Genomic DNA, 26,592 nt, shown 5'->3' with positions numbered 1-26,592 from the left:
GGTCGTCCCCGACGGCAAAGTCACTTCACTCAAAAACACCACTGAACCTCTGTGGGAGCGGGCTTGCTCGCGAAAGCGGCGTGGCAGTCGACATCAATTTTGAATGTGACGGCCTCTTCGCGAGCAAGCCCGCTCCCACAGTGGGATTAGTGGTGTTTAGGAGATTTAAGGCACTGGCCCGAACGCGCCTGGCACAGGGCAAATAACCAGCGGCGCAAACGTACGAGTTTCAATTCCATACCAGCAACTCCGCAGGGGTCGGGTTGTAGGCGTTGCACGGGTTGTTCAATTGCGGGCAGTTGGAGATCAGCACGATCACGTCCATCTCGGCCCGCAGGTCAACGTATTTACCCGGCGCCGAAATGCCGTCTTCAAACGTCAGCCCGCCATCAGCGGTGACCGGCACGTTCATGAAGAAATTGATGTTCGGTCCGATGTCGCCCTTGCCCAGTCGTCCGTCGTGGACACAAGCGCGCAGGTAGTTATCGCGGCAGCTGTGCATGTAGCGTTTTTCCAGTGCATAACGCACGGTGTTGCTCTCCTGCGCGCAGGCGCCGCCGAGGGTGTCGTGGCGGCCGCAGGTGTCAGCGACGATGGTCAGCATTGGTTTGCCGAGGTTGGAATACAGCACGCTGCCGGTGCTCAAATAGACGCTGTTCTGCCGGCGCAAGGTCCGCTGCACGTCGTAGCGTTCCTTCGGGTTGGCGACGCTGTAGAACAAAGTGTCGACGGCCTGGTTGCCTTCCAGATCGAGGATGCGCAGCGTCTGGCCAGCCTTGACTTCCATCAGCCAGGGTTCGCCGGCGGGGATGATGGCGCGGTAGACCGCCGTTTCTGGATGCTTGTGTGTGGTAGCGATGGCGAGTGACATGGCAGCGATCCTCAGGCGAACAGACGGTCGGTGTTGATGAAGCCGCGCTCGTTTTCCGGGCGCGAGGTGCGGCAATGTTCAGCGACGCTGGCGTCAGCGTTCATCCAGCTCAGCTTCAATGGTTTCGGTGCGTATTCCGGCGACGGGTCCATCGGGTGTTGCAGCGCAGTGAGCACCACCAGCGTGTCCATTGGCGCGTACAACTCGATGTAGTCGCCGGCCTTGGAATTGCCTTCGACGAAATGGAAACGCCCGGCTTCGTCGACGTTGACGCGGCTGAACAGGTTGAGGGTCATCAGCAGATCCGACAGGCCCAAACCCCACTTGCCCAGTTCCACCAACAGGTTGTCGGTGCCGTTGCGGAAGAAACCGTTGCGCAGTTCCTGGTAGCGGCCGGCGCCGTATTTTTCAGCGACTTCCTCGGCGCAGAGCACACCGCCGAGGCTGTCGCTCCAGCCGCAGGTGTCGGCGGTGATGGCGGCCAGTACGCGGCCCATGTCCGAGTACAGGCAATGGCCGCTAGTGAGTTTGGCGGTGTGTTGGCATTTGAGGCTGTCGGGCAGGTTCAGGCGTTCGGTTTTCTCACAGGCGTTGAGCAATGTCAGGCTGACATTGGCGCCGCCGCGCAGGTCGGTCAGGCGCAGCAATTGGCCGCGCTTCAACACGAAGGAACGATGGCCACCGCCGGGGAGTATTTCTTCGGCAAAGGGTGGGAACAGTTGAGTCGAATCAGTCATTTCAAATTTCCTCTAAGCGATGCGAAGCGAGCCCGCCAGTGCTTGCGGCAGGGCGTCGACGGCGGCGCGGTTGACGCGGCGGTCGCTGTTCAAAGGGATGTCGTAGGTGATGCGCGCGCCATAGGCGCCGGGTGCGTGCGGGTCGACGCGGACCTTGTCGAACACCAGCAGGCGCGTGCCCAGGCTGAAACCTTCGGACAGGTCGTGGGTGACCATGAACACGGTCAGTTGCGTCTCGCGCCACAGCTCCAGCAGCAGGCCGTGCATGTCTTTGCGGATGCCCGGATCGAGGGCGCCAAACGGTTCGTCGAGCAGCAACACCCGGGGTTTCATGATCAGCGCCTGAGCGATGGCCAATCGTTGCTGCATACCGCCGGAGAGCTGCGCCGGGTATTTATCCAGCGAATGGCCGAGGCCGACTTTGTGCAGCAGCACCGAGGCCTGCTCCCGCGCTTCGCGTTTGGCGCTGCCGAACAAGCGCCCGAGCAGCGGCGAGCGCGGCAGTTCGAGGCCCAGAGCGACGTTGTCCAGCACCGTCAAATGCGGGAACACCGAGTAGCGCTGGAACACCACGCCACGGCTCGAATCCGGCTCGCCGGCCAAGGCGTGGCCGTCCAGTAGAATCTCACCGCGACTGGCGCGTTCCTGGCCGAGCAACAGCCGCAGGAAGGTCGACTTGCCGCAACCCGACGCGCCGACCAACGTGCAGAATTCACCCTCGTTGACGGTCAGGTTCAGCCCTTCAAGCACCACCTGATCGGCGTATTGCTGCCAGACGTTTTTGACTGTGATGAAGCTCATGACCGCGCTCCTTCGTACCAAGGGAACGCACGTTGAGTCAGGCGCTTGAGCCCCCAATCCATCAGCCAGGCGAGCAGGGTGATCCAGACCACGTACGGCAAGATCACGTCCATTGCCAGGTAGCGGCGCACCAGGAAGATCCGGTAGCCGAGGCCGTCGGTGGAGGCGATGGCTTCGGCGGCGATCAGGAACAACCACGCCGAGCCCAGCATCAACCGCAGCGAGATCAGCAGGCGCGGCAACAGCTGTGGCAGCACCACGCGCAGCATCAGTGTCCAGGTCGAGGCGCCGAGGGTCTGGGCCTTGATCAGCAACTCGAGCGGAATTTCCCGGGCGCGCTGTTCCAGATCTCGCGCCAGGCACGGGGTGATACCGATCACGATCAGCATCACTTTCGACAATTCCCCCAGCCCGAACACGATGAACAGAATCGGCAGGATCGCCAGCGGCGGCACCATCGACAGCACCGTCAGCAGTGGCGACAACGGTGCGCCAAACAGCGGCAAGGTGCCGGCGGCAATGCCCAGGCACAGACCGGCCAGCGCACTGATGCCCAGGCCAATTGCCAAGCGTCGCAGGCTGGATGCGGTGTCCTGCCACAGTACGTATTCGCCGGTGCGGGTGTCGGCGGTGAACGCCAGGCGTTTGACCGCGTCGGTCATTTGCACGGCGCTCGGCAGAAGCTTGTCGTTGGGGTTGTCCGTCAGCCGCTCGGCCGAGCCCATGAAGTAGGCGAACAGCACCAGGGCGAACGGCAGGATCACCAACAGCAAGCGACTCGGGCGATCCGGGTGGCGATTGATCAGGCGCATGGCCAGTCCTCCTGTTTACAGCTTGGCGTCGGCCGCCATCTGCACGTAGGTCGGGTCGAAGCGCAGCTTGAGGTTGCTCTTGTCGCCGCTGGTCACGCCATTGGCGAAGGCCATGCCCACCGCACTGGTGTCTTTGGCGCCTTCACCGAGCAAACCGTGCTGGAAGGAGAACTCTGCCACCTTGCGCATGGTTTCCGGCAGTTGCTTGCTGGTGGAGAACGTCAGGGCTTCCTTGGGCGTTGCGAACAACTTGGTGGTATCGAGTTGCGCCTGGAAACCGGCCAGGTCGGTGCCGGATGCTTTGGCCATGTGTTCGAGGGCGACTTTGCTGGCGGCGTTTTTCTCGTTCATCAACTCGACCACTTCAAACCAGGCGCCGGTCAGCGCTTTGCCCAGGGCCGGGTTGTCTTTGAGGGTGGCGCTGTTGACCACCATCATGTCCATGATCTCGCCGGGAATCTGGCTGGAGTTGAACACTTCGGTCACCGCAGGCTTGGCCTTGATGTCCGAGAGCATCGGGTTCCAGGTGGTGACGGCTTTCACCTGATCGGTGTTGAAGGCGGCCGAGATGTCGGCGTCGGAGGTGTTGACCACTTTCAGGTCTTTCTCGGTGAGATCGACCGAATCCAGCGCGCGAGCCAGCAAGTAGTGGGAAACCGACAGTTCGACCAGATTGACGTTCATGCCCTTGAGGTCTGTGACTTTCTTGCCATCGCCCTTGAGCACGATGCCGTCGTTGCCGTTTGAGAAGTCGCTGACGATCAGCGCGGTGCTGTCGACGCCGCCGGCGGCGGGAATGGTCAGTGCATCCATGTTGGTCATGGTGCAGCCGTCGAACTGGCCGGCGGTGTACTGGTTGATGGATTCGACGTAATCGTTGAGCTGCACCACATCGATCTTGATGCCGTACTTTTTCGCCCATTTGTCGACGATGCCTTGGCTGCCCGCGTATTCCCAGGGCATCCAGCCGGCGTAGATGGTCCAGCAGACGCTGAAGTGGTCTTTCTGTGCGGCTTGGGACGAGGCGCTCACGATGGCTGCGAAAGCAGCGGCGAGCAGGGCGGGTAAACGAAGCTTGAGCATGGGTGGTTCTCCAGTTGATCAAGGGCGGGCAGGAGTCAACGCGGCACCGCGAACGGTGGCTTGTCTCCCGGGCTTTTGTCCCGCCGTGTAACCTCAACTGGAGGTCGCCAACTCTCGGACCAGCCACTCGCTTAAGCGAGCCGGAACCCTAGTCAGCCATTGCAAATTGTGGTGCCGCGAACCTGTGATGACTCCTGCACGGGTTTACTAAAGCGAGAGCCGTGCCAAGTCGGCTAAAGCGCTCTAGCGTGCGGGGCTACGCGATTGGCGCGGTCAAGAGGGCGGGGAGGGTGCTTTGTGATGGTGCGTGGACGCACCGCAATGGACCGGGCAGGCCACTGATCCGAAGGTCTGCGCCGCTCGGCACTCGGCCCGGCATCGCCAGTCAAAAGTGGTATCAGCCGGCGAGTTCCGGTTGAGGGTCTTTCAGGAGGCCGCGATGTTTCGTCGACTGTTGTTGGGTATGGTTCTCGGTCTGGGGTTGGCCGGCTGCTATTACGACGCTGGCGGCTACGATGTGTATTCCGCGCCTTATTACTACCCAGGCTACTGGCCCTATTACTACCCTGGCTATTCGCCCTATAACTACTATTACGGCCCCCGTTATTACTATGGCCCGCGCTTTTACGGCGGCTATCGCTATTACTACTGGCGCGGGTACGGGCCACGTCATTACGGCGGTGGATACCACGGTGGTCACCATTAATCAGCCTGTGAATAGGTGAAAAACCTTTCATCGGCTACTTGTTTCAATGTGTTTCAGAAACGCACCAGATTTCGAATTCGATGTCTGATCTTTCGACAGTCACCGAATAATTGACTGTCGCCTACCAGCGTCGCTGGTACGGCTCACTCGCGGTCCAGGAGGCCGCCATGCTCTGTCGAAAACGGGTCAAACGAATTCTTCTGATGGCTGTATTGGGATTGTCTCTTGGTGCGTGCGTACCCTATTCCGATGGAGGAGCCAGCTACTACAGTTCCGAGGTCTACACCTCACCGGCGCCGGTCTATTACTCCGGTGGCGACGGCTACTACACCCAGCCGCGTCGTTACTACGCGCCACCGGCCCGGTATTACCAGCCAACCCCACGGTATTACTACCAGCCGCGGGTTTATCAACCGGCTCCCCGTTATTACCAGTCGCAACGAGGCGACTACCGGGCTCATCAGAATCACGGTTGGGACGGCGGTAACCGTGGCGGCTGGAACAACGACTACCGTGGCGAGGGTGGACGCAATCACGGTGGACGAGGCGACCATGAGGGTCGCGGCGATCATGGTGACCGAGGTGACCGAGGTGGTCGCTGGTAACTCTGACGCAAACCTTTAGAAAAGCGGCGCATCATGCGCCGCTTTTTTTATGCGCAAGGTATGGCGCCCAGGTCTGTGACGAGGAGAAGGTTGCTCCTGCCTGTTTCGAAATTACCCTGTATGGCTACATGTCCTCGGACGTTCTCGGAACCCTCCTACAGTTTTATTTCTGCGCATTTGTTAGCGTTTGTGCATTCGTATTGATGTTTAAAAACTTCAATGAAATGAGGGCGTACTAGCAGATCAGTTGAATCATGAATCTACTTATTATTCATCAAAACTTTCCTGGTCAATTCCGGCATGTTGCATTGGCGGCGCATAGTCGGCCAGACGTTACAGTCGTTGCGATAGGGCGAGATACGGCTCCAGGTGTTCAAGGGATTAAGCTCTTCAGGTATCAGCCTATAAGAAAGCAATCACATTGCACTCATTCGTACTTGCATCAATATGGAAATGCCGTCGTTGACGGGCAACAAGTATTTTTGCTGTTGAAAGTGCTCAAACAAAAAGGTTATCGCCCTGATGTGATACTTGCACACCCTGGATGGGGTGAAGCACTGTTTGTTAAGGATGTATATCCTGACGCTCCCCTGATTAATTTTTGTGAATATTATTATCATTCAACGGGCGCGGATATGGGCTTTGATCCCGAATTTCCGTGTGCGCCGGATGCCTCTTCAAGAATTCGACCACTGAATTCGATGCATCTTTTGAATCTTGAGCAATGTGACATTGGAATTGCACCTACCTCATGGCAGCGCAGTCTGTTCCCGTCAGCGTATCACTCCAAAATTCAGGTGATTCATGAGGGGATTTCTATAGAAGCAACCGAGCCTGCTCCGATTACTTCCGTAAAGCTACCCAGTGGACAGGTGCTGGAAACCGGGCAGCCAATCGTGACGTATGTCGCTAGAAACCTCGAGCCTTATCGCGGATTTCATAGTTTCATGAGATCCATTCCTTATATTCAGGCCGTGTGCCCTGACGCCCAGATCGTAATCGTGGGAGGCGATGGCGTCAGTTATGGGCGTTTGCCGATAGGGTTTGATAGTTGGCGCGCCAAGTTACTAGCGGAGTTGGAGATAGACCTTTCCAGAGTGTATTTCACCGGCAAGCTGCCTTATGAAACGTATAGAGCAGTTTTGCAGGTGTCAGAAGTACATGTTTATTTGACCTATCCCTTCGTTATGTCTTGGTCGTTGTTAGAGGCAATGGCGTCTGAGTGTGTGGTGATAGGTTCCGATACCGCACCGGTTCGGGAGGTGATTGTTGATGGTGTAAATGGATTGTTGGTGGATTTTTTTGACGCAGAGGCAATAGCTGAAAAAGTTTGTAGAGTCTTAAAGTTTTCTGGTGATTTTGGTTCTATTAGGAAGTCAGCAAAATCGACAGCGAATCGGTTTGATGTAAAACATGGTGTGCGTGGCTATTTTGGAGTTTTTGATCGCGTGATGACAGCTTTAAAGTAGGTTGTCTGATAATTTAAATGGAGTTTGAAATGTATAAGGTCTATCGCAAGGATGCATATTGGTGGTGTAAGACGATACTCAAATATGGTTTGGTTGTGGCTTTTTGCTCTTGGTTGGTGAGTTGTTATGTCGAATCTGAACGCATGGCGGAAGAGCGGAATCGTAGTCGAGAAGAATCAGAAAAATGCAATCAGAAACTCGCTGGTATGGAACATGTTCCAATTTTGGGGGGTGGCCTTCTTGATATAAGTAAAATTCCGGGGTTTTATTACAGTTCTGCCACGAGGGGCGGGCTGTGTATTGCGGAAGGCCTCGAGGGCTCTTTCTGGTGGACGGGTACTGAACTTCGTCCTACCTATCAGGAGCTCGGAAAGGAGCCGTCACCCAACCGAAAGCTTTTCAGTGTGATTGCCAGGTTGTACACAAGGACAGAGTCTACCGAGCCAATTAACATGGGACGTCAGACCAAGGAATGGCCTGAAGACCTCATTGTGAAACTCAAAAACTATCCCGGCCTGGAGCTCTGGCTCAACGCTCCACCTCCTAGTGTTGAAAATGAATTCGCGGTAAGCGGTTTTATAATGCGCGATTGGCGCCGAAGTGATGGAACTCCGCGAGTAATTGCGTGTGATGGTTTGGGTTCTCCATCTAGCGAAGTTTTGGAAAGTGGGTTCAGCAGAGAGGTTTTGTTAACGTTTAATAAATCACAACTGGAAAATCTGGATTTTGGTCAGTTAAATACCCGTTGCACAGTGGGGTTGCATAATTTCGATTTTGCAGGTGGAGACGCTCGTGTTCATCTAGGGACGCGCTCGCTGCGTGTTGCTCCTGCAGCGCTTAAATTTATTAGTGAATATCTTTCGAGTGCCATAATTACAGGGAAGTAATGATGAGTTATGTTTTTAATGCTGTAGAGAAAGAAATAATTATTGATGCTGTCAGTGTCTGTACCGGAATGAAGTTTGATCTGCCGGATAAAGAGTATAAGGCAGTTGCGTTGGTGGGTGCGAACTGTGAGCCTTTTTATCAAAAATTGTCAGATATGATTGGTGAAAAGCTTTCTGGTTTGGTGGTTTTTGATGAGAGTGTCAAGAAGGTTTTCAAGAGTGCCAAGTTGTGGCTTGATGTGGCAATCGATGCGAACGCAGGACGCGGTGCTTACTCAGCTTTGATCCGTGCTTATACAGTACGGCAAGGACAGTTGCGACTGAATAAAATGTTTAGTGATGAATTGATGCAGGAGTCATCTAATCAGGTGGCTGTCAATTTCATGAATACTTTGCTGTATGGATCACTTAAATTTAACTTGGCGCCGTGGACCGTGCCTGCAATTGACCAAATCGCTTCCATCGATGCAAGCGCCATTGGTGAAATACTGTTTCCTCAGGAAGGATTGGAAGAAGACACCGCTGCAAGTCGCAACGCTGGATGGTCTGGAACAATTGGATTTAGTCTGTTGGGTGGGGAATATCCCTATGAAACGTGGAGGCTGATTTCAGCAGGTGATCCCGGTTCGGAAATTAAAGAAAGACACGCACTGGCAACAGTCAATAGGCTGGACGATTTTAAGAATATCCTATTCGCCATCGATTCCTACAATGTGGCGCTTGAAGCAGTGGCCAAAAATTTTGGTTGGAATGTATTTGAGAGCCTGTTTTCAGTTGTGCCTGAGCAGATAAATATTGCGCGCAGCAGTCAAAGTTATAGTCCGTTCATTCAGTCAATTGTCAAAGGTACACCGATTTCATCCACGGTAGATTTAATATTAAGGTATGGGGTTAATGCCTTCTTTGATATATTCAAACTAACCTATGATGGTGTTTCTTCAGCTTCACTCACTACAGATGCAACCTTTGCCGCAAATGGCCATGAATTTTTCTCGTCGTTATCACCGAGCCAATCTCAAAATATTGTTGCCAAGACAATTAGGGAATACGGCAGCGCTTCTGATTGGGGAACATTAGCGGCCCAGGAATCGCCTGCCGGGATGGCGCTGCGGAATTCCCTGAAATACTTGAGTGAAATAGTCATTGAAAGAATTGACGGTTTTTCAGGGAGGGGACTAGAACTCTACGACTCGAAAACCGGCGAAGGCTTCATCACCGAACGATGGCTGGTTGATCGCGCGGATATGTTAGGTCGCTTGATAGCCAGGACCAATGGATCATTCGGAGAAAACACGATTCAGGCCCATTCCTACTCGGATCTTCAATCAGGTAAACAAGCGTCTATGACTACCGGGGTTTCAAATCCTCTGGTTATGTTTGGTGATGATGGAAGTCGTTCGCTCAGCGGCGGCCCCAATAGCGACCATCTCTATGGTGGCTTGGGTAATGACACGATCATCGGCCTCGAAGGAAATGATTACATCGAAGGTGGTCAGGGGCGTGATTGGTTAAAGGGCGGAGATGGCAGAGACGTGCTACACGGTATGTCTGGGGATGATGTATTAGTCGGCGGTCAAGGTAACGATATTCTGATTGGAGGCGTTGGCAGTGATCGATACGAGTTTTCGAGTGGCGATGGCGTCGATCAGATTTCCGACGTTGGCGTTGATGGCCAGATACTTATAAATGGTTTACCTATTCCTGCCCTTAAGCGTAGTGGTCCTCTGAGCAATACTTGGGTTACGGAAGATGGGGCTATCACTTTAACTGTCATCGAAGAGCTTTCTGAAAAAACGCTCCATATCAAATACGGCCGGAATGATCTGGTTTTTATTAAACACTTCACGCCTAGCATGTTGGGCATCCTTCTCCCGGATTACCAAAGCCAGGACTTTTCAGGGCCTGGTCTAACCGTCGTGGGTGACTGGAAAGCAAAAGACACCGACCCCACTGTTCCCGGTGATCAGCTCGCTCATGATGAATTGGGCAACGTTATCGTGCGTAAGGTGAAGCAGAGAAATAAGGCAGATGTGCTTCACGGATCGCCGAACGACGACGTCCTCATCGGGCTTGGTGGTTCCGATCAGCTATTTGGTAAAGCCGGAAATGACCGGTTGTTTGCAGATCAGCCGTTAACAATCGAACAAGCGATGGCTGCTGGAGCGGGTCCCGGCAAGGCAAGTCGTGGCGATTGGCTTGATGGGGGGCAGGGTGAGGATCTACTCGTGGGCACTGAGTCCCGAGACGTGCTGCTCGGTGGCGACGGTCCAGATACGCTCATTGGGGGAGCTGGCGATGACAATTTATCCGGTGATGATGTGACCGGGATGCTGGAAAAAACCTGGAATTTCAAAAGGATTGATGTCCCCATTGGTGAAGGTGTCGTTAGCAGGCGTAACGTCTTTGCCCGTGCCTCTCTCAGCGCTCCTGCGGGAGGTGGCAATGACGTTCTTTTTGGTCAGGGAGGCAGTGACTTTATCAACGGCGGTTGGGGCGATGATTTACTCGATGGTGGAACTGAAAACGATGTTTTGAGTGGCGATGGGGGGAATGACACTCTTCATGGTGGCAACGATAACGACATTTTGTTGGGTGACAACCTGGATTGGGGAGGCGGTCTGCAAAGTCGGCACCACGGCAACGATTTGTTGGATGGGGGCGATGGTAATGATTCCCTGGCCGGTAATAGTGGTAGCGATGTGTTGTACGGCGGTCTCGGTAACGATGAGCTGACCGGCGATGACTTTGTTTTGCAGGGTGTTGAGGGTAACGCCGCAAATTACTTCGGTAATGATTTTCTGGATGGTGGTGCAGGTGACGACACTCTCCAAGGTGGCGGTGCTGATGATTCTCTTTATGGCGGCGCAGGCAACGATGTTTTATCCGGGGATTACTCCGATCACCCGGCTCGATACCAAGGTAATGATTTTCTAGATGGCGGTACTGGTGATGACACGCTTCGAGGCATGGGGGGCTCCGACACGCTGATAGGGGGCGAAGGGAATGACGCCTTGGATGGAGACGAGCACAGCCAGCCAGCCGGACTAACCAATAATGACTACATTCGAGGTGATGCTGGAAACGATACGCTCTGGGGAGGCTTAGGCGCTGACACGCTTCACGGTGGTGCCGATGATGACTTCTTGCTGGGTGATTATGAGCAAACACCCGAAACAGAGCACGGAGCGGACTATCTTGATGGAGGTTCAGGTAATGACACTCTAATAGGCGGTGGCGGAAACGACACTTTGTATGGCGGAACAGGTGCAGATTACCTTCGCGGTGGTTCCGGTAATAACGTATATAAAGGAGGCCGCGGCAATGACTATCTGGACGGACAAGACGGCGATGATACCTATGATTTTGGCATCGGCGATGGGCTCGATGTTATTGCTGATGCAGGCGGAAATAACGTCATAAAGTTCGGCCGTGGATTTACTGTAGATAATTTAAAAGCTGACATCATTGTTGTAGATGTTGGTCCGGTATTACGGATTTTTAACGGGTTGGGTGATGCTGTTCTGATTCGTGATTACGATAAATGGCAATATTCATCGTTTAGTTTTGGTGACGGTTCTATTTTAAGTTTTCAGGACGTTATGAAAATAATTCATGGCCCGACAGATGCTTCGTCCTTGGCGGAAACGTCCGTGGTGCCAGGCGTAGACGACAATGTTGGGACTCCAAGTAATACTCATATTAAGGCGCAATCAGGAGGTAACGAAAAACCCAATGAGGCGGAGGTTATCAATAATGCTGTGGTTGATATCCCGCGAGTTGAAGCTGATACAAGTAAATTGTGGAGCGAAGAGTTTCTGGGGACTCTGAAAAAACGCCGCTCGGCATTGATACTGGCATCGGGGTTCGTGCTAAATGCTCAGGGAGCCTGGAGCAAAAGCCACATTACTGATAATGATCATGGCTACCACGAAAAAACTAATTTAATTGTTGAAAGCTTCCAGTCAGGTTCATTGTCACAATCCCCGGAGCGGATGAGCCTTGTTTCTGGTAAAGCAGTGCTCAGTAACAGAGATTCAAGCTCTACGTCCCATACTGAATCCCGGCCGACAGTAGTAGGTGGGATAGAATACAAACCAGAACAAGAACCACGTTACTATCCATCTGGTTCAAGCTACAGTGGTTTTTCCTTAACGGCTGGTGAAGTTATAGTCGAGCATAAAAGTGAGGTGGGTATAATTCAAGGTTGGTTTATTTACCCTGCTGGAAGCATTGAAGGTAGTGAAGTAAGTTACAAGAAATTCAGCTGGGATGTCACGACTGAGACTATCAAGCACCAAATTGTTCAAGGCGACGATAGCGGTGGCAGGGTAAATCTTGAGGCCGGTAATATTTTTCATGGCGGGATGGGTGACGACTTGGTCGTTACTTATGAGACGCCCAATATTTATTATGTTGAGAATGAGGGTAGGGTTTCCGGTGCGTTTATTTCAGGCGGGGCAGGAAACGATACTTTGCTCGGGTCAGAAGGTCAGGATTATTTAATTGGAGGCTCAGGGCATGATTGGCTTTACGGTGGGAATGGCCCAGATACTTATATAATAGGTGCACATACTGGAACGACTACCATCGTTGCGGACATATTAAGTCCTGTGTTTCTTCGTCCGGAAGTTGGAGTTGCAGGGTGGAGCGCCGAGTTCGGGTTAGCCGATACGGATACCGTCAGGCTGCCTGATGGGATAACGCTTGAGCAGTTGCAGTTAAGCTGGGGCGCCGTGTTAATTGAAGCGGTCAATATTGAATTGGCACCAAACCCGAAGCGCGGCACCTACCGCAATCCACCTCTTGGGCAGATGCTGTATTCCACGCTTGATATTTCCTGGGGGAAAGATCAACAGGTTCGTATTGTGTTGCCTAATGCAAGTGATCTTGGTGGTTCAGGTGTTGAAGTCGTGAAATTTGCAGATGGATCGCATGTCAGTTTGGAGGATCTTATAGCTAACAGTAAATTGGGCACCGCTCCTGATACTTACCGCCATGGTGTCTTTATCGATAATGCGGCTGAGGTCGTATCTCTTCGGGACGGTAAGAAACTTCCTCTCGTTGGTGGACAAGGTAATGACACTTTGAGTGGCGCGGTAGAGGTGCGAGGCATGCAGGGAGATGATTTGATTTCCAGTGGTGCTGGGGGCGGTATTTTGTGGGGAGGAGCAGGTAACGATACTTTAGTCGGCGGTGCAGGTGATGATATTTATAAGTATGACGGCCTCGGAAGAGATTTGATTATTAATAAATCGGGCGGTATAGATGGTATCGACTTCACAGATTTTGGTGCGTCCATCCATCAATTGAAATTTCATCGCGATAGTGATGATCTTGTAGTCGTTGTGAATTACGGCTCTTCTCCTAAGATACGAGTTGAAAATTATTTCTTAGGTGGCGAAGCTGCGATAAGTTTTATAAGGGTACAAGATGTAGACAGAGCACCTAAAGACTATACCGCGGACCAGTTGCTTGAACTTCTACATCCTCTGCCCCCGCTAAGAGATATGGAAGATATATTTTTACGTGCTGATGAAGGTGCGGCAGAAGCCATTAAAGAAACAATGGGGTTTTATAAAATTAAGGTTTAGTGAAAATGGCTTGCCCACGATAGACCCTTTCATAAAGCTATCGCGGGCAACTCCAAAATTTCAGTACTCGGAAAGGTCCGCCAACGGATGCCGACCTTCCCAAACCTTGTGAAAGTGCGCTTCCACGACCGCTTCAGGCACATTGATGTCCTGCCAGTGCCAATGCGGTTTCTGGTCTTTGTCGATCAATCGCGCTCGAACCCCTTCGCTGAACTCCGGATGTCGGCAGCAGTTGAGGCTGATCGTGTATTCCATCTGGAAAACCTGCGCCAGCGACATATGGCGGGCACGGGCGATCTGTTCCCACACCAGATGAGCGGTCAGGGGCGCGCCTTCACTCATGGTTTTCGCGGCGCGGCTGAACAGCAGGTCCGTGCTGTCACGCAGATGGCTGATGGCTTTCCAGGCGCAGCGCACATCGGCAACGTCCAGCAGTTCGTCGATTTGCTGGCGTCGCGGCAACCATTGCGCTTCGGGCATTTGTGCGACGGCTTCCTGTTGCAAGGCCTTGAGCAGACTGTTGAGCTGCATCGGTATCTGTTCCTGCCAGTTCAGTTGCAGCAAGCCTTCGATCAATTCTGGTTGCTGTTCATCGAGCAGGAAACGGTCGGCCAGGTCCAGATCGATCGCATCACGACCATTCATATGAGCGCCGGTCAAACCCAGAAACAAACCGAGCTTGCCGGGCAGTCGTGACAGAAACCAACTGGCGCCGACATCCGGATAAAGGCCGATACTGATCTCAGGCATCGCCAGGCGACTGCTCGGCGTGACAATGCGGATGCTCGCGCCTTGCAGCAACCCCATACCGCCGCCCAGCACATAGCCATGCCCCCAGCAGATCAGCGGCTTGGGATAGGTGTGCAGATTGAAGTCCAGGCGATATTCCGCCGCAAAAAATTGCGCAGCCAACGGCGGGACTTCCCCCGGATGCGCGCGACAGGCATCCACCAGGCTGCGTACTTCGCCGCCCGCGCAGAAAGCCTTGGCGCCGTTGCCGCGCAGCAGGACGCAGACAACTTGCGGATCCTTGGCCCAGGCGTCCATTTGATCGCGCAGGGCGTTGATCATCGGCAAGGAAAGCGCGTTGAGGGACTTTTCGGCATCCAGGCTGGCGATGCCGATGCGGGCGCCGTCGGTGCCGGTGAGTTCTTCGAAGTGCAGATTCATCGTGACCTCGATAGGGAAATTAAGCGTTCAGTATGATCGCTGTACAGGAAAGTGGCGGATCTGCGTCAGATCAATTGACAAGCATGGTCAGCTTTCCTAGGGTTCGCCCCATTGTTTTTGCCGGATGTAACCATGACTGCTGACGACCGTATCAAACTCGAACCGAGCTGGAAGGAAGCGCTGCGTGCCGAATTCGACCAGCCTTACATGGCAGAGTTGCGTAATTTCCTGCAGCAGGAGCGCGAGGCGGGCAAAGAAATCTACCCACCCGGGCCGATGATTTTCAATGCGCTCAACTCGACGCCGCTGGACAAGGTCAAAGTCGTCATTCTTGGCCAGGACCCATACCACGGCCCAGGCCAGGCCCATGGGCTGTGCTTCTCGGTGCAACCGGGTGTTCCGGCACCGCCCTCGCTGGTGAACATCTATAAAGAGTTGAAACGCGACCTGAACATCGACATTCCCAACCATGGTTGCCTGCAAAGCTGGGCTGACCAGGGCGTGCTGATGATCAACACCACCATGACCGTGGAGCGTGCCAACGCCAATGCCCATGCCGGAAAGGGCTGGCAGCACTTCACCGACCGGATTATCGAAGTGGTCAGCGAGCATCAGCCGCATCTGGTTTTTTTGCTGTGGGGCGCGCATGCCCAGAGCAAGCAGAAACTCATCGATGCCACCAAGCATCTGGTGCTGACGTCGGTGCATCCGTCACCGCTGTCTGCCTATCGCGGCTTCCTCGGTTGCGGGCATTTCAGCCGGACCAACAAGTTTCTTGAGCAGAATGGCGAAACGCCGATCGAGTGGCGGTTGCCTCCAGTCTGAAAAGCATCGCGAGCAAGCTCGCTCCCACAAGGAGCATGCGAACCCTGTGGGAGCGAGCCTGCTCGCGATGGCGGCGACGTGGTCTATCAGTCTGAATCGGGCTCGCGGTTCCAATACCTGAACAATGGCTCCGCCAGAAACAACACAAACAACAGCCGCATCACCTGCATCGCCGTCACCAGTGGTACGGACAATTGCAGGGTTTCTGCCGTCAGGCTCATCTCCGCGATCCCGCCGGGCATCATGCCCAGGGTCAGGGAGCGCAGATCCAGATGGGTCAGCGCACTCAATCCCAGTGCCGCAGCCGTGGCGATCAACATCGTCAGCACCGTGCCAATCAAGGTTCGTCCCATGAACGACGGTGCGCGCCGGAAAAACTGCCGATTGAAGTGGCAGCCCAACCCGCTGCCGATCAGCCATTGTCCGATCTGGCTGCCGCCATTGGGCAAGCCAATGTGCAAATCCCAACCAATGCTCACGGCCGCACTCACCAGCAATGGCCCGAACAGCCAGGGATTGGGCTGGCGCAGACGTTCCCAGATCCAGGCGGCCAACGCGCCGGCCGGGAACAGCAGGGCCAGCAACCACCAGTTGACTTCGGTTGGATGCAAGACCGGTGCACCGTAACCCAACAGATATTTGAACGCCGCCGGCACACACAGCACCACGACCAACACCCGCAGACTTTGCCCCGCCGCAACCCGGCTAAGCACCGCGCCATTACGCGCGCCGAGGTTGACCATCTCCCCGGAGCCGCCCGGCATGCTGGAAAAGAAGGCAGTGGCGCGATCTTCACCGGTGCGTCGCATCAACCAGACCCCGACCACGGCGGACAGGCTGGTGATCAACGCACCGCAGAAGATCAGGCCGAAGTGGCTCAGCACCTGCTCCATTACGACCGGGGTGAAGTGCAGGCCGATGCCGATACCGACGATCCACTGGCCGCACTTGCGGCCGCCAGGGATTTCCGCCAATTGCCAGGGTGTCAGGCAACGCACCAGGATGATCGCCAGCAACGAGCCGACCATCCATGGCAACGGCCAGCCGACGAGGCTGGCCAGGTAACCGCCCAGCGCGCCGACCAGCGGCGTACCCCACCAGGCGTTGAAGGGTGTTCGATCAGACATCGGCGATAGCGCGACGCGCAACCGAGCGTTTGCGCCAGATCCGCAGAATCGGCATCAACAGCATAATCGCCGTCAGCACCCAGACACCGAACGTGATCGGGCTCGACCAGAGGATTTCCAGCGCACCGTTGGAGATCGACAGGGCGCGACGCAGGTTCTGTTCCATCAAGCCGCCGAGGATGAAGCCCAGCAGGACCGGCGACAACGGGAAGTCCAGCTTGCGCAGGATGTAACCGAAGATGCCGATACCGATCATCAGGAACAGGTCGAAGGTGGTGGCGTGCACCGCGTAGACGCCGATCCCGGTAATGATCGCGATCACCGGCACCAGCGCCCAGTTCGGCACGGCGAGGATGCGGGTGAAAATGCGGATCATCGGGATGTTGAGGATCACCAGCATGACGTTGGCAACGAATAGCGAGGCGATCAGGCCCCAAACAATGTCAGGTTGTTGCTGGAACAGCAGCGGGCCAGGGGTGATGTTGTACAGCGACAGCGCGCCGATCATCACCGCCGTAGTGCCCGAACCTGGAACGCCGAGGGTCAGCATCGGCACCAGCGCACCGCAGGCTGCGCCGCCGATGGCGGTTTCCGGGGCGGCGAGGCCGCGCATGTCACCTTGGCCGAAAGTGCCCTTGGCGCCGGCGATACGCTTTTCGGTCATGTAGGCCACGGCGCTGGCGAGGGTCGCGCCCGCACCCGGCAACACGCCCATGATGAAGCCCAGCAAGCCGCAACGGATGTTCACCACGAACACCGCCGAGGCTTCCTTGAAGTTGAACATCATGCGCCCGGTGGCTTTCACCGCTTCCTGGCCGCGATGTGTCTTCTCCAGCAGCAGGAGAATTTCGCTGATGGAGAACAGGCCCAGCACCAGCACCACGAACTGAATGCCGTCAGTCAGATGGATGTTGTCGCCAGTGAAACGGTAGACGCCACTGTTGGCATCGATCCCCACGCTAGACAGGAACAGACCGATCAGCGCTGCGATAAAGGTTTTCAACGGTCGGTCCCCGGCCATGCCGCCGAGACAGACAATCGCAAATACCATCAGCACGAAATATTCCGCCGGGCCGAAGGCAATCGCCCACTTCGCCAGCAACGGCGCGAACAGCACCATGCCGCACGTGGCAATGAACGCACCGATGAACGAGCTCCACGCGGACAGCGACAAAGCCACGCCGGCCAGGCCTTTGCGGGCCATCGGGTAACCGTCCAGGGTGGTCATGACGGTGGAAGCTTCGCCGGGGATGTTCAGCAGGATCGAGCTGATACGACCGCCGTATTCGCAGCCCAGGTATACCGCCGCCAACAGAATCAGGGCCGACTCCGGTGGCAGGCCCAGGGCGAACGCGATCGGGATCAACAACGCCACGCCATTGATCGGGCCCAGGCCCGGCAACAGGCCGACAACGGTGCCGATCAGGGTGCCGCAGAGCGCGGTCACCAGGTTGTACGGGGTCAGCGCGACGCCGAAACCCTGACCCAAATAGCCAAGAGTATCCATATCAGTTCTCCAGAACGTCGAGTACGCCCAAGGGCAGAGGCACGTCCATCAACTTGTCGAACAGCAGGTAAAGACCGATGGCCATCAGGCTGATGATCACCGCGCTCGGCAGCCAGCGGCCGCCGTACAGGCGAGCCATGGGGACGCCGATCAGGATGCTGGAGACGATGAAACCAAGGGGTTCGAAGGTGCCGGCGAACACCAGCAACAGCACCACGCAGATGCCGATCTTGATCAGCGTTTCACGGTCCAGTTTCGGGTCGTCGTCGCTGTGGATGATCGGCGTTGGCCGAAACACCATGTACAGCAAGCCAAGCCCCATCAGGCCCAGCATCAACAGCGGAAATGCGCGAGGGCCCACCGGTTCGTAGGAAAAAGCGGCCTGGTACGGCCACGCCATCAGCGCCAGGCCAACACAGGCCAGTAACAGCACCGAAGCAAAAATGCGTTGTAAGAGCATGGGAAACTCCTGTGCCGCGACCCCGCAGGACGGGGGCCGCAGCCGCTAGACAGAGGCGATCACTGAATCAGGCCGAACTCTTTGGCCAGCACTTTGTAGTCCGCGACCTGCTTCTTCACATAAGTGTCCAGCTCCGGGCCGGTCATGGCGAACGGGAAGAGTTCGCGCTGATCGCGCAGCTTGGCAAAGTCTTCGGACGCCAGCAGCTTGTCGAAAGCGTTTTTCCACCAGGCGTAGTCTTCATCGCTGACCTTTGGCCCGAGGTAGAAGCCACGAACCACTGGCCAGACGATGTCATAGCCTTGTTCCTTGGCGGTCGGAATGTCTTTCATTTCCGGCTCGTCCAGGCGTTTTTCGGCGAACACGGCCAGCAAGCGCATGTCACCGCTCTGGATGTGCGGCATGGAGTCGGAGATGTCGGTGCTGCCGACCTGGATGTGACCACCGAGCAGGGCGGTGGCGATTTCACCGCCGCCTTCGAGGGCGACGTAACGCAGGTCACGCGGGTTGATCCCGGCGGCCTTGGCGATCAGTGCGGTTTGCATCCAGTCCTGGCTGCCGACGGTGCCGCCGGAACCGATCACCACTTTGCTCGGATCTTTCTTCAGCGCCTGAACCAGATCGTCCAGGTTCTTGTATGGCGAATCGCTTTTCACCGCGATGGCGCCATAACTGGTGCCGACGGCGGCCAGCCAGCGCACGTTGGTTTCATCGAAACGACCGAACTTGCCCTGGGCCAGGTTCAGCAGCGAACCGCTGGACCACGCCACCAGCGTGCCGGCGTCTGCCGGGCGCTGTGCAACCACCGCGTTGTATGCCACCGCGCCGACACCGCCGGGCATGTAGGTCACGCGCATCGGTTTGGTCAGCAGCTTTTCGTTCACCAGCGCGCTTTGCGCCAGTTTGCAAGTGAGGTCGAAACCGCCGCCTGGCGAGGCCGGAGCGATACATTCAGGACGTTTTGGCTCGGCCATCAGTTGGCCGGCGAACAGCATGCAGCTGGCGGCGAGGGCGAAACGGCGCAGTGATCGATTCATTGTTGTCTCCACGGGAGTTTTTGTTTTTGGGGATGTTTCAGATGCGGCGGTTTCGCGTCGTGCAGCCGGCAACGGCGCTGGCAAGCGTCAACGATGGGAATCGAGAGGAAGGGTGGGGCGGACAGGTCTCAAGCGCGATGCGCGGCATGGTGCAGTACCTCGGTTATTGTTCTTATTGGCGAAAAGCTTCAAGGCGTTTTTCGGGAGCTACGTTTCAGGCACGTTTTCAAACTACGATTGGAAGGTCTGCAGTCGAAACCCTCCGTGGATCGACTCTAACGGCCCAACCTTTCGCTAACCTTTCAGTGGACTTTCACCGTTTTGCGGCTTCACAGCAGCGGATGCGGCTGTAAACTCCGCGCCAAAGAATGGCGTCGAACATCCCTGAATGAGGTAAAGATCCATGCGTGTTCTGCTCGTCGAAGACCATCTGCAGCTCGCCGAAAGTGTCGCCCAGGCGCTCAAGAGCACCGGGCTGACCGTGGATGTGCTGCACGACGGTGTGGCGGCCGACCTGGCCTTGGGCAGCGAGGAATACGCCATGGCGATCCTTGATGTCGGCCTGCCGCGCATGGATGGTTTCGAAGTGCTGGCGCGCCTGCGGGCTAGGGGCAAGAACCTGCCGGTACTGATGCTGACCGCTCGCAGCGACGTCAAGGATCGGGTGCACGGCTTGAATCTGGGCGCCGACGATTACCTGGCCAAACCGTTTGAGCTGACGGAACTCGAAGCGCGGGTCAAAGCCTTGTTGCGGCGCAGCGTGCTGGGTGGCGAACGTCAACAACGTTGTGGCGTGCTGGCGTACGACCTGGACACGCGACGCTTCACCCTCGGCGAAGAACTGCTGACCCTGACCTCGCGCGAGCAGGCCGTGCTCGAAGCATTGATCGCCCGGCCTGGTCGTGTGATGAGCAAAGAGCAACTGGCCTCCCAGGTGTTTGGTCTGGATGAAGAAGCCAGTCCCGATGCGATCGAAATCTACGTCCACCGCCTGCGCAAGAAACTCGACGGCCAGCCGGTCGCCATCGTGACGTTCCGCGGCCTCGGCTATTTGCTGGAAAGCCGTGATGCATAAGCCCAGCAGCCTGCGCTGGCGGTTGTTGTGGAACCTGGCGCTGTTGTTGGTGGTGTTAATGCTGGCCAGTGGTTTGAGTGCGTACTGGAATGGTCGCGAAGCGGCGGACACCGCCTATGACCGCACGTTGCTGGCGTCGGCGCGGACCATTGCCGCCGGTGTGTCCCAGCGCGACGGCAGCCTCAGTGCCGACGTGCCTTATGTGGCCCTCGACACCTTCGCTTACGACAGCGCCGGGCGGATTTTCTATCTGGTCAACGATATCAATCAGAAGTTGATTTCCGGGTACGAAAACCTTCCGCCACCGCCGCCGGGAACCCCGCGCACCGATGACTATCCCGCACTTGCACGTTTCTACAATGCCAAGTACCAAGGGCAGAACGTGCGCGTGGTGAGTTTGCTCAAGCCGGTGAGCGAGCCGAACATGAATGGCATGGCGGAAATCCGTGTGGCAGAAACCGATGAGGCGAGGGTGGCGATGGCCCGTAGCCTGGCCGCTGACACGTTGCTGCGCCTGGGCATGTTGGCCATTGGTGCTTTATTGATGGTGTGGTTTGCGGTCAGTGCGGCGTTGCGTCCACTGGAACGCTTGCGTACGGCGGTGGAAGAGCGCCAGCCGGACGATCTGCGCCCGCTGCCACTGGTGGAAGTGCAACACGAGTTATGGCCGCTGGTGCGGGCCCTCAATCACTTTACCGAGCGCCTGCGTGGGCAATTCGAGCGACAGGCACAGTTTATCGCCGATGCCGCCCATGAATTGCGCACGCCATTGGCCGCTCTGAAAGCACGACTTGAGCTTGGTTTGCGCTCGAACGAACCCGATACCTGGCGCAACACCCTGGAAACTGCCGCCCAAGGCACTGACCGTCTGACGCATCTGGCCAATCAATTGCTCTCGCTGGCTCGGGTGGAAAACGGTGCTCGGGCGATCGCTGAAGGCGGGGCGCAATTGCTGGACCTGAGTCAGTTGGCTCGAGAGCTGGGCATGGCGATGGCACCCTTGGCTCATGCGCGCGGCGTGGCCCTGGCGCTGGAGGCGGACGAGCCGGTGTGGTTACGCGGGGAGCCGACGCTGTTGAACGAACTGCTGAGCAATCTGGTGGACAATGCGCTGGCGCATACACCGCCGGGTGGAAATGTGATTCTGCGGGTCACGGCACCCGCTGTGCTGGAGGTCGAGGATGACGGGCCAGGCATTCCCATTGATGAGCGGGATCGAGTGTTCGAGCGCTTTTACCGGCGAAATCAGCAGGTCGCCGGCTCGGGGCTGGGGTTGGCGATTGTTGGTGAGATTTGTCGCGCACACCTGGCGCAGATCAGTCTGCACGATGGCGAATCGACGGGTTTGAAGGTTCGGGTGAGTTTTATTGCGGGAGAGTGATGGCGCCTGTTATGGCCCCATCGCGAGCAGGCTCGCTCCCACACTGGATTGATTAACCCGAAGATACCCTGTGGGAGCGAGCCTGCTCGCGATTGAAGCGCCGCAGTCCCGTCTAGTAAAACATCGACCGCGACTCTTCAAGGCTCCGGCACACCGCCTCGTTCTGCGGATCGATCCCCAGTTTCTTGAAGGCTGGCACGCTGAACGCATCGATGCGAGCGATGGGATGGTCGGTGTCTTTATGGCAATAGAGGCTCGCAACTTGAACCAGATCGACGTAATCGATCCGTTCGGACTCGCGTTTGAAATCCAGATACAACCCCGGCAACTTCACCAACATTTCCGGAAATTCCCAGACCCTCAGCAGTTTGTCGCCGATCAGCGGATGAATCTGGTCAATCACATGGTTAAGGCTGACCGAGTCCGACAGTAATTCATAATGGTCTTCGGCGTAGGTCAGGATCGGCAATACGCCGATCTGATGCACCAGCCCGCCGAGGGCCGCCTGATCAGGTTTGAGTTGGGTGTAGCGACGGCACAGCGCATAGCTGACACCGGCGATTTCCAGGCTTTTGCGCCAGACATCGCGCATTTTCTGCTCGACCACTTCGGATCGGGCATGGAAAATCTGCTCCATCACCAGGCCGATCGCCAGATTGCTGCTGTAGTTAACGCCCAGGCGCGTGATTGCCGTGTGCAGGTCAGTCACTTCTTGAGTCGCGCGCAGCAGCGGGCTATTGACCACTTTGATCAGGCGCGCAGACAGAGCCGTATCGCGACCGATCACTTTGCTCAGGGTACTGACACTGACTTCCGGGTCTTCAGCAGCCTTGCGAATCTGCAGGGCCACTTCCGGTAAAGTTGGCAGAACCAGGTCATCGTTATCGATGGCCTCAACCAAATCCTGTTGGACCTTATCCGCCAGCTCGCTCATCTATTTTCTCTAGGGTGTTGCAACAAGTGCTGCAGTTAGCGCTGGATTTCGCGATCGCGATCCAGTTGATAAGGCAGGTCGAGCAGGTGCAGGGCGGGCCCTTCGAGCGCGCCCAGATGGATATCGCCACCTTCTGCTGCTTCGGCTTGCAGCACTGCCAGAAGTTCAATGTTTTGCCCCGCGGTGGCGGCCAGCACCACTTCGCCGATGGAACTACCGTGGGTCGGGGAAAATAGTGGGGTGCCAGGCTCGGGCAATTCGCTGGCATCCAGTGTCAGACGATACAAGCGGCGCTTGAGTTTGCCCAGGTACTGCATGCGCGCAACGATTTCCTGACCGGTGTAGCAGCCTTTCTTGAAGCTGACGCCACCGACGGCTTGCAGGTTGAGCATCTGTGGGATGAACAGCTCACGGGTACTCGGCATGACCTGGCCGATCCCTGCGCGGATCTGGCCCAGCAGCCATTGATTCAGATTGCCTTCGGCCAGTTGCGTGGACAACTTGCCCTTGATCGTTTCCGCTTGATCGGCGGCAACCCACAACTCGGCGCGTTCCGGCGAGACGCGAATGGCGATCAGGCCGTCGTTGCGTACGACGCTGTCGGTGTCGGCCGGCAGCTCAAGTCCCAGGCTCATCAACGCGGCGTTGGCATGCTCAAGGCCGAAGCGGACCCAGGCAGCGCTTTCATCCGTCAACTTGGACTTGGAGAACACGGCGTACTTTTTCAGGTCCGCGAGCTGCGGCTCCAGCAGTTCGGTGGCCATGGCCATCAGCACGCCGTCGCCTTCGAGCAGGATGCGGAAACTGGACTGCATGCGCCCTTTTTGCGTGCAACGAGCGCCAAGACTGGCTTGGGTGTCGCTCAGGTAATTGAGGTTGCAGGTCAGTTGGCCTTGCAGGAATTTGCTCGCATCCGCGCCGCGGACGGCAAGAACGCCTTCATGAGACAGGGTGCAGAAAAAAGCAGAATCGGCCATGGGTCATCGCAGGGTAAAGAGTCTGGGGGACATCATAAGGGGGCGCTCTTGAAATGGGTAGTTCACAAAGGCTTGAACATGCCCGACCAAAGCCGGCTGTTCGAGCGTGCCCGGGGCTGTATACTTGCCGCCTATTTGAGGAGCGCTCCATGGTCGAAGATGTTGAACTGAATCGCCTCTACTGGCATAGCCGCCGCGGCATGCTCGAGCTTGACGTGTTGCTGGTGCCGTTCGTGAAAGAGGTCTACCCGCACCTCAATGACGTCGACCGCGATTGCTACCGCAAGCTGCTCGAATGCGAAGATCAGGACATGTTCGGCTGGTTTATGGAACGCGCCGAGTCCGAAGATCCGGAGCTTCAGCGCATGGTTCGCATGATCCTGGATCGTGTCCAACCCAAGTAACGCGTTCGAATGCCGCTGGCATGCCTCACGGCAATTGCTGGCGGCTTATGTCTTGGCCCAGCTGTTCGCGTTGGGTTCGCTGTTTATACTTTCGATACCCTTCTGGGCCAGTTTGCCTGCCGTTGCGCTGTGCCTGGCGCATGGCGTTTGGCTGCTGCCGCGACAGATCCTGCTGACACATCCACAGGCGTTTCGCGGTTTGCGTCGTGATGCCGATGGCTGGCAATTGTGGAATCAGGCGCAGGGCTGGCAGTCCGTGCAATTGCGCCCGGACAGCCTGGCATTGCCATTGATGGTGGTCCTGCGATTTCGTCTGCGAGGCGAGCGCCGCGTCAGATCACTCTGCGTCCCCCACGATTCGCAGGCGGCGGATGTCCATCGCCGCCTGCGGGTTCGACTCAAGTTCAGTCGACGTAGGTGGGCGGCACCAGAATAGTGTCCAGAGCGACGGGCAGCATGTTCGGGTAGTCGAGGGTGTAATGCAGGCCGCGGCTTTCCTTGCGTTCCATCGCTGACTGGATCATGAGCTCGGCGACCTGGGCCAGGTTGCGTAACTCGATCAAATCGCGACTGACTTTATAGTTGCTATAGAACTCGTCAATCTCGTCCAGCAACAATCGCACCCGGTGCTGCGCACGCTGCAGGCGCTTGTTGGTGCGCACGATGCCGACGTAGTCCCACATGAACCGCCGCAATTCGTCCCAGTTGTGCGCAATGATCACGTCTTCGTCGGAGTCGGTCACCTGGCTCGCATCCCAGACGGGGAGGGCGATAGAAGCCGAAACTTGCGGCAGTTGCTCAAGAATGTCCGCCGCCGCCGAGCGGGCGTAAACGAAGCACTCCAGCAGCGAATTGCTGGCCATGCGGTTGGCGCCGTGCAGGCCGGTGAAACTGGTTTCGCCAATAGCATACAGTCCGGGTACATCGGTGCGACCGTTCTGGTCGACCATCACGCCGCCGCAGGTATAGTGCGCCGCCGGAACCACCGGGATCGGTTGCTTGGTGATGTCGATGGAAAACTCGAGGCAGCGTTCATACACCGTCGGGAAGTGCGACTTGATGAATGCTTCGGGCTTGTGGCTGATGTCCAGGTAGACGCAGTCGACCCCCAGGCGCTTCATTTCATGGTCGATGGCGCGGGCGACGATGTCACGTGGCGCCAGTTCGGCGCGCGGGTCGAAGCGCTGCATGAAACGTTCGCCATTAGGCAGCTTCAGGTGAGCACCTTCACCGCGCAGGGCTTCGGTGATCAGGAAGCTCTTGGCTTGCGGGTGATAGAGGCAGGTCGGATGGAACTGGTTGAACTCCAGATTCGCCACCCGGCACCCCGAACGCCAGGCCATGGCGATGCCATCACCGCAGGCGCCGTCAGGGTTGCTGGTATAGAGGTAGACCTTGGCCGCGCCACCGGAGGCCAGGATCACGAAACGGGCGCCGTAGGTATCGACTTCGCCGGTGCTGCGATTCAACACATAAGCGCCCAGGCAACGATCACCTTCAAGGCCCAGGCGTTTTTCGGTGATCAGGTCAATGGCGACCCGCTGTTCCAGCAACTCGATATTCGGCCTCAGTCTGGCCTGGGCGAGCAAGGTTCTGAATATCGCCGCGCCCGTGGCATCGGCGGCATGAATGATGCGCCGATGACTGTGACCGCCTTCGCGAGTCAGGTGAAACTCGAATCCACCGTCTTCGGTGCCCGATTGTTCATCGCGGGTAAAGGGTACGCCTTGGTCGATCAACCATTGAATCGCCTCTTTACTGTGCTCGACGGTAAAGCGCACGGCGTCTTCGTGGCAGAGGCCTCCGCCGGCATTGAGGGTGTCGTCGACGTGGGATTCGACAGTATCGGTGTCGTCCAGCACGGCGGCGACACCGCCCTGGGCCCAAAACGTCGAGCCATTGGCGAGGTCGCCTTTGCTGAGTACGGCGATACGCAAATGACCGGGTAAAGTCAGCGCAAGGCTCAAACCGGCAGCGCCGCTGCCAATAACCAGAACATCATGTTGAAACTGTTGGCTCATTTCAGGATTCCGCTCAAAGCGACCCGGGTCGGGGTTGGCGCAAGACTCCTGGAACGGCGAGTCGAGGCAGCCACACAGCCCACTAGTATATAGAGGGGGGGAGCGGCACAAT

At 56.6% G+C, this 26,592-nt stretch carries 23 protein-coding genes and 1 riboswitch; of the genes, 10 read left to right on the top strand and 13 right to left on the bottom strand.

Annotation, left to right across the window (positions count from 1 at the left end; genetic code table 11):
- Window positions 1–229 precede the first annotated feature (229 nt).
- From ACM6I0_RS29600 to ACM6I0_RS29580, 5 genes are read right to left on the bottom strand one after another with little or no spacing between them, the layout of a single operon-like run.
- Window positions 230–871, bottom strand: a complete 642-nt coding sequence (locus ACM6I0_RS29600) for an urea amidolyase associated protein UAAP2 (RefSeq protein WP_414923927.1) — start codon at window positions 869–871, stop codon at window positions 230–232.
- 11 nt (window positions 872–882) lie between these two features.
- Complete coding sequence (locus tag ACM6I0_RS29595) at window positions 883–1,608, bottom strand: urea amidolyase associated protein UAAP1 (protein ID WP_414923926.1); 726 nt, start codon at window positions 1,606–1,608, stop codon at window positions 883–885.
- A 12-nt stretch (window positions 1,609–1,620) separates the two neighbouring features.
- Entirely contained in the window at window positions 1,621–2,409 is a 789-nt protein-coding gene (locus ACM6I0_RS29590) for an ABC transporter ATP-binding protein (RefSeq protein ID WP_414923925.1), read from the bottom strand.
- On the bottom strand, window positions 2,406–3,221 hold the full coding sequence (locus ACM6I0_RS29585; RefSeq protein WP_414923924.1) for an ABC transporter permease: 816 nt from the start codon (window positions 3,219–3,221) through the stop codon (window positions 2,406–2,408). The genes ACM6I0_RS29590 and ACM6I0_RS29585 overlap by 4 nt, the downstream gene beginning before the upstream one ends.
- 15 nt (window positions 3,222–3,236) lie before the next feature.
- Window positions 3,237–4,304: a putative urea ABC transporter substrate-binding protein gene (locus ACM6I0_RS29580; RefSeq protein WP_414923923.1), complete on the bottom strand. Its 1,068-nt coding sequence runs from the start codon at window positions 4,302–4,304 to the stop codon at window positions 3,237–3,239.
- A gap of 62 nt (window positions 4,305–4,366) precedes the next feature.
- Window positions 4,367–4,467, bottom strand: a riboswitch (guanidine-I (ykkC/yxkD leader).
- A 276-nt stretch (window positions 4,468–4,743) separates the two neighbouring features.
- On the opposite strand from ACM6I0_RS29580, the gene ACM6I0_RS29575 reads away from it, so the two are divergent.
- From ACM6I0_RS29575 to ACM6I0_RS29555, 5 genes are all read left to right on the top strand, one after another.
- Entirely contained in the window at window positions 4,744–5,010 is a 267-nt protein-coding gene (locus ACM6I0_RS29575; protein WP_414923922.1) for a hypothetical protein, read from the top strand.
- A gap of 167 nt (window positions 5,011–5,177) precedes the next feature.
- Entirely contained in the window at window positions 5,178–5,615 is a 438-nt protein-coding gene (locus ACM6I0_RS29570) for a hypothetical protein (protein WP_414923921.1), read from the top strand.
- Between the two features lie 254 nt (window positions 5,616–5,869).
- Window positions 5,870–7,084: a glycosyltransferase family 4 protein gene (locus ACM6I0_RS29565; RefSeq protein WP_414923920.1), complete on the top strand. Its 1,215-nt coding sequence runs from the start codon at window positions 5,870–5,872 to the stop codon at window positions 7,082–7,084.
- A 29-nt stretch (window positions 7,085–7,113) separates the two neighbouring features.
- Complete coding sequence (locus ACM6I0_RS29560; RefSeq protein WP_414923919.1) at window positions 7,114–7,971, top strand: hypothetical protein; 858 nt, start codon at window positions 7,114–7,116, stop codon at window positions 7,969–7,971.
- Window positions 7,972–7,973: 2 nt separating this feature from the next.
- Entirely contained in the window at window positions 7,974–13,562 is a 5,589-nt protein-coding gene (locus tag ACM6I0_RS29555; RefSeq protein ID WP_414923918.1) for a calcium-binding protein, read from the top strand.
- Window positions 13,563–13,622: 60 nt separating this feature from the next.
- Here the strand turns inward: ACM6I0_RS29555 and ACM6I0_RS29550 are convergent, their stop codons facing one another.
- Window positions 13,623–14,732, bottom strand: a complete 1,110-nt coding sequence (locus tag ACM6I0_RS29550) for an enoyl-CoA hydratase/isomerase family protein (RefSeq protein ID WP_285430101.1) — start codon at window positions 14,730–14,732, stop codon at window positions 13,623–13,625.
- A 132-nt stretch (window positions 14,733–14,864) separates the two neighbouring features.
- Here ACM6I0_RS29550 and ung point away from each other — a divergent pair, with 132 nt between their 5' ends.
- Window positions 14,865–15,557, top strand: coding sequence for a uracil-DNA glycosylase (gene ung, locus ACM6I0_RS29545; RefSeq protein WP_285430100.1), 693 nt, complete (start codon window positions 14,865–14,867; stop codon window positions 15,555–15,557).
- A gap of 86 nt (window positions 15,558–15,643) precedes the next feature.
- On the opposite strand, the gene ACM6I0_RS29540 is transcribed toward ung, so the two are convergent.
- From ACM6I0_RS29540 to ACM6I0_RS29525, 4 genes are read right to left on the bottom strand one after another with little or no spacing between them, the layout of a single operon-like run.
- Window positions 15,644–16,684, bottom strand: coding sequence for an AbrB family transcriptional regulator (locus ACM6I0_RS29540; RefSeq protein WP_285430099.1), 1,041 nt, complete (start codon window positions 16,682–16,684; stop codon window positions 15,644–15,646).
- Complete coding sequence (locus ACM6I0_RS29535; RefSeq protein WP_090181158.1) at window positions 16,677–18,191, bottom strand: tripartite tricarboxylate transporter permease; 1,515 nt, start codon at window positions 18,189–18,191, stop codon at window positions 16,677–16,679. The genes ACM6I0_RS29540 and ACM6I0_RS29535 overlap by 8 nt, the downstream gene beginning before the upstream one ends.
- 1 nt (window position 18,192) lies before the next feature.
- Window positions 18,193–18,651 (bottom strand): tripartite tricarboxylate transporter TctB family protein, encoded by a 459-nt coding sequence (locus ACM6I0_RS29530; RefSeq protein ID WP_090181160.1) that lies wholly within the window; start codon window positions 18,649–18,651, stop codon window positions 18,193–18,195.
- A 59-nt stretch (window positions 18,652–18,710) separates the two neighbouring features.
- Window positions 18,711–19,688, bottom strand: a complete 978-nt coding sequence (locus ACM6I0_RS29525; protein ID WP_208671691.1) for a Bug family tripartite tricarboxylate transporter substrate binding protein — start codon at window positions 19,686–19,688, stop codon at window positions 18,711–18,713.
- Between the two features lie 403 nt (window positions 19,689–20,091).
- Here ACM6I0_RS29525 and ACM6I0_RS29520 point away from each other — a divergent pair, with 403 nt between their 5' ends.
- Complete coding sequence (locus tag ACM6I0_RS29520; protein ID WP_090181166.1) at window positions 20,092–20,763, top strand: response regulator; 672 nt, start codon at window positions 20,092–20,094, stop codon at window positions 20,761–20,763.
- Window positions 20,756–22,144, top strand: a complete 1,389-nt coding sequence (locus ACM6I0_RS29515) for a sensor histidine kinase (protein ID WP_222590141.1) — start codon at window positions 20,756–20,758, stop codon at window positions 22,142–22,144. The genes ACM6I0_RS29520 and ACM6I0_RS29515 overlap by 8 nt, the downstream gene beginning before the upstream one ends.
- A gap of 112 nt (window positions 22,145–22,256) precedes the next feature.
- On the opposite strand, the gene ACM6I0_RS29510 is transcribed toward ACM6I0_RS29515, so the two are convergent.
- Window positions 22,257–23,078: an HDOD domain-containing protein gene (locus ACM6I0_RS29510; RefSeq protein ID WP_414923917.1), complete on the bottom strand. Its 822-nt coding sequence runs from the start codon at window positions 23,076–23,078 to the stop codon at window positions 22,257–22,259.
- 35 nt (window positions 23,079–23,113) lie between these two features.
- Complete coding sequence (locus tag ACM6I0_RS29505) at window positions 23,114–24,055, bottom strand: YgfZ/GcvT domain-containing protein (protein WP_414923916.1); 942 nt, start codon at window positions 24,053–24,055, stop codon at window positions 23,114–23,116.
- A gap of 149 nt (window positions 24,056–24,204) precedes the next feature.
- Between ACM6I0_RS29505 and ACM6I0_RS29500 the strand changes: the two genes are divergently transcribed.
- Together ACM6I0_RS29500 and ACM6I0_RS29495 are read left to right on the top strand one after the other, a co-directional pair.
- Window positions 24,205–24,459, top strand: coding sequence for a succinate dehydrogenase assembly factor 2 (locus tag ACM6I0_RS29500; protein WP_007944081.1), 255 nt, complete (start codon window positions 24,205–24,207; stop codon window positions 24,457–24,459).
- A complete protein-coding gene (locus ACM6I0_RS29495) occupies window positions 24,443–24,895 on the top strand; it encodes a protein YgfX (RefSeq protein WP_414923915.1) in 453 nt (150 codons plus the stop codon). The genes ACM6I0_RS29500 and ACM6I0_RS29495 overlap by 17 nt, the downstream gene beginning before the upstream one ends.
- Here ACM6I0_RS29495 and nadB read toward each other — a convergent pair.
- Entirely contained in the window at window positions 24,864–26,480 is a 1,617-nt protein-coding gene (nadB, locus tag ACM6I0_RS29490; RefSeq protein ID WP_285430093.1) for an L-aspartate oxidase, read from the bottom strand. The two genes, ACM6I0_RS29495 and nadB, sit on opposite strands and share 32 nt — an antisense overlap.
- Window positions 26,481–26,592: the final 112 nt, after the last annotated feature.

Origin of the sequence: Pseudomonas sp. IT-P294, from assembly GCF_949767865.1 — a bacterium.
In the GTDB taxonomy this organism is placed as follows: domain Bacteria; phylum Pseudomonadota; class Gammaproteobacteria; order Pseudomonadales; family Pseudomonadaceae; genus Aquipseudomonas.
Note: the sequence above shows the minus strand (reverse complement) of the source record. Positions and strands in the feature narration are given on the sequence as shown.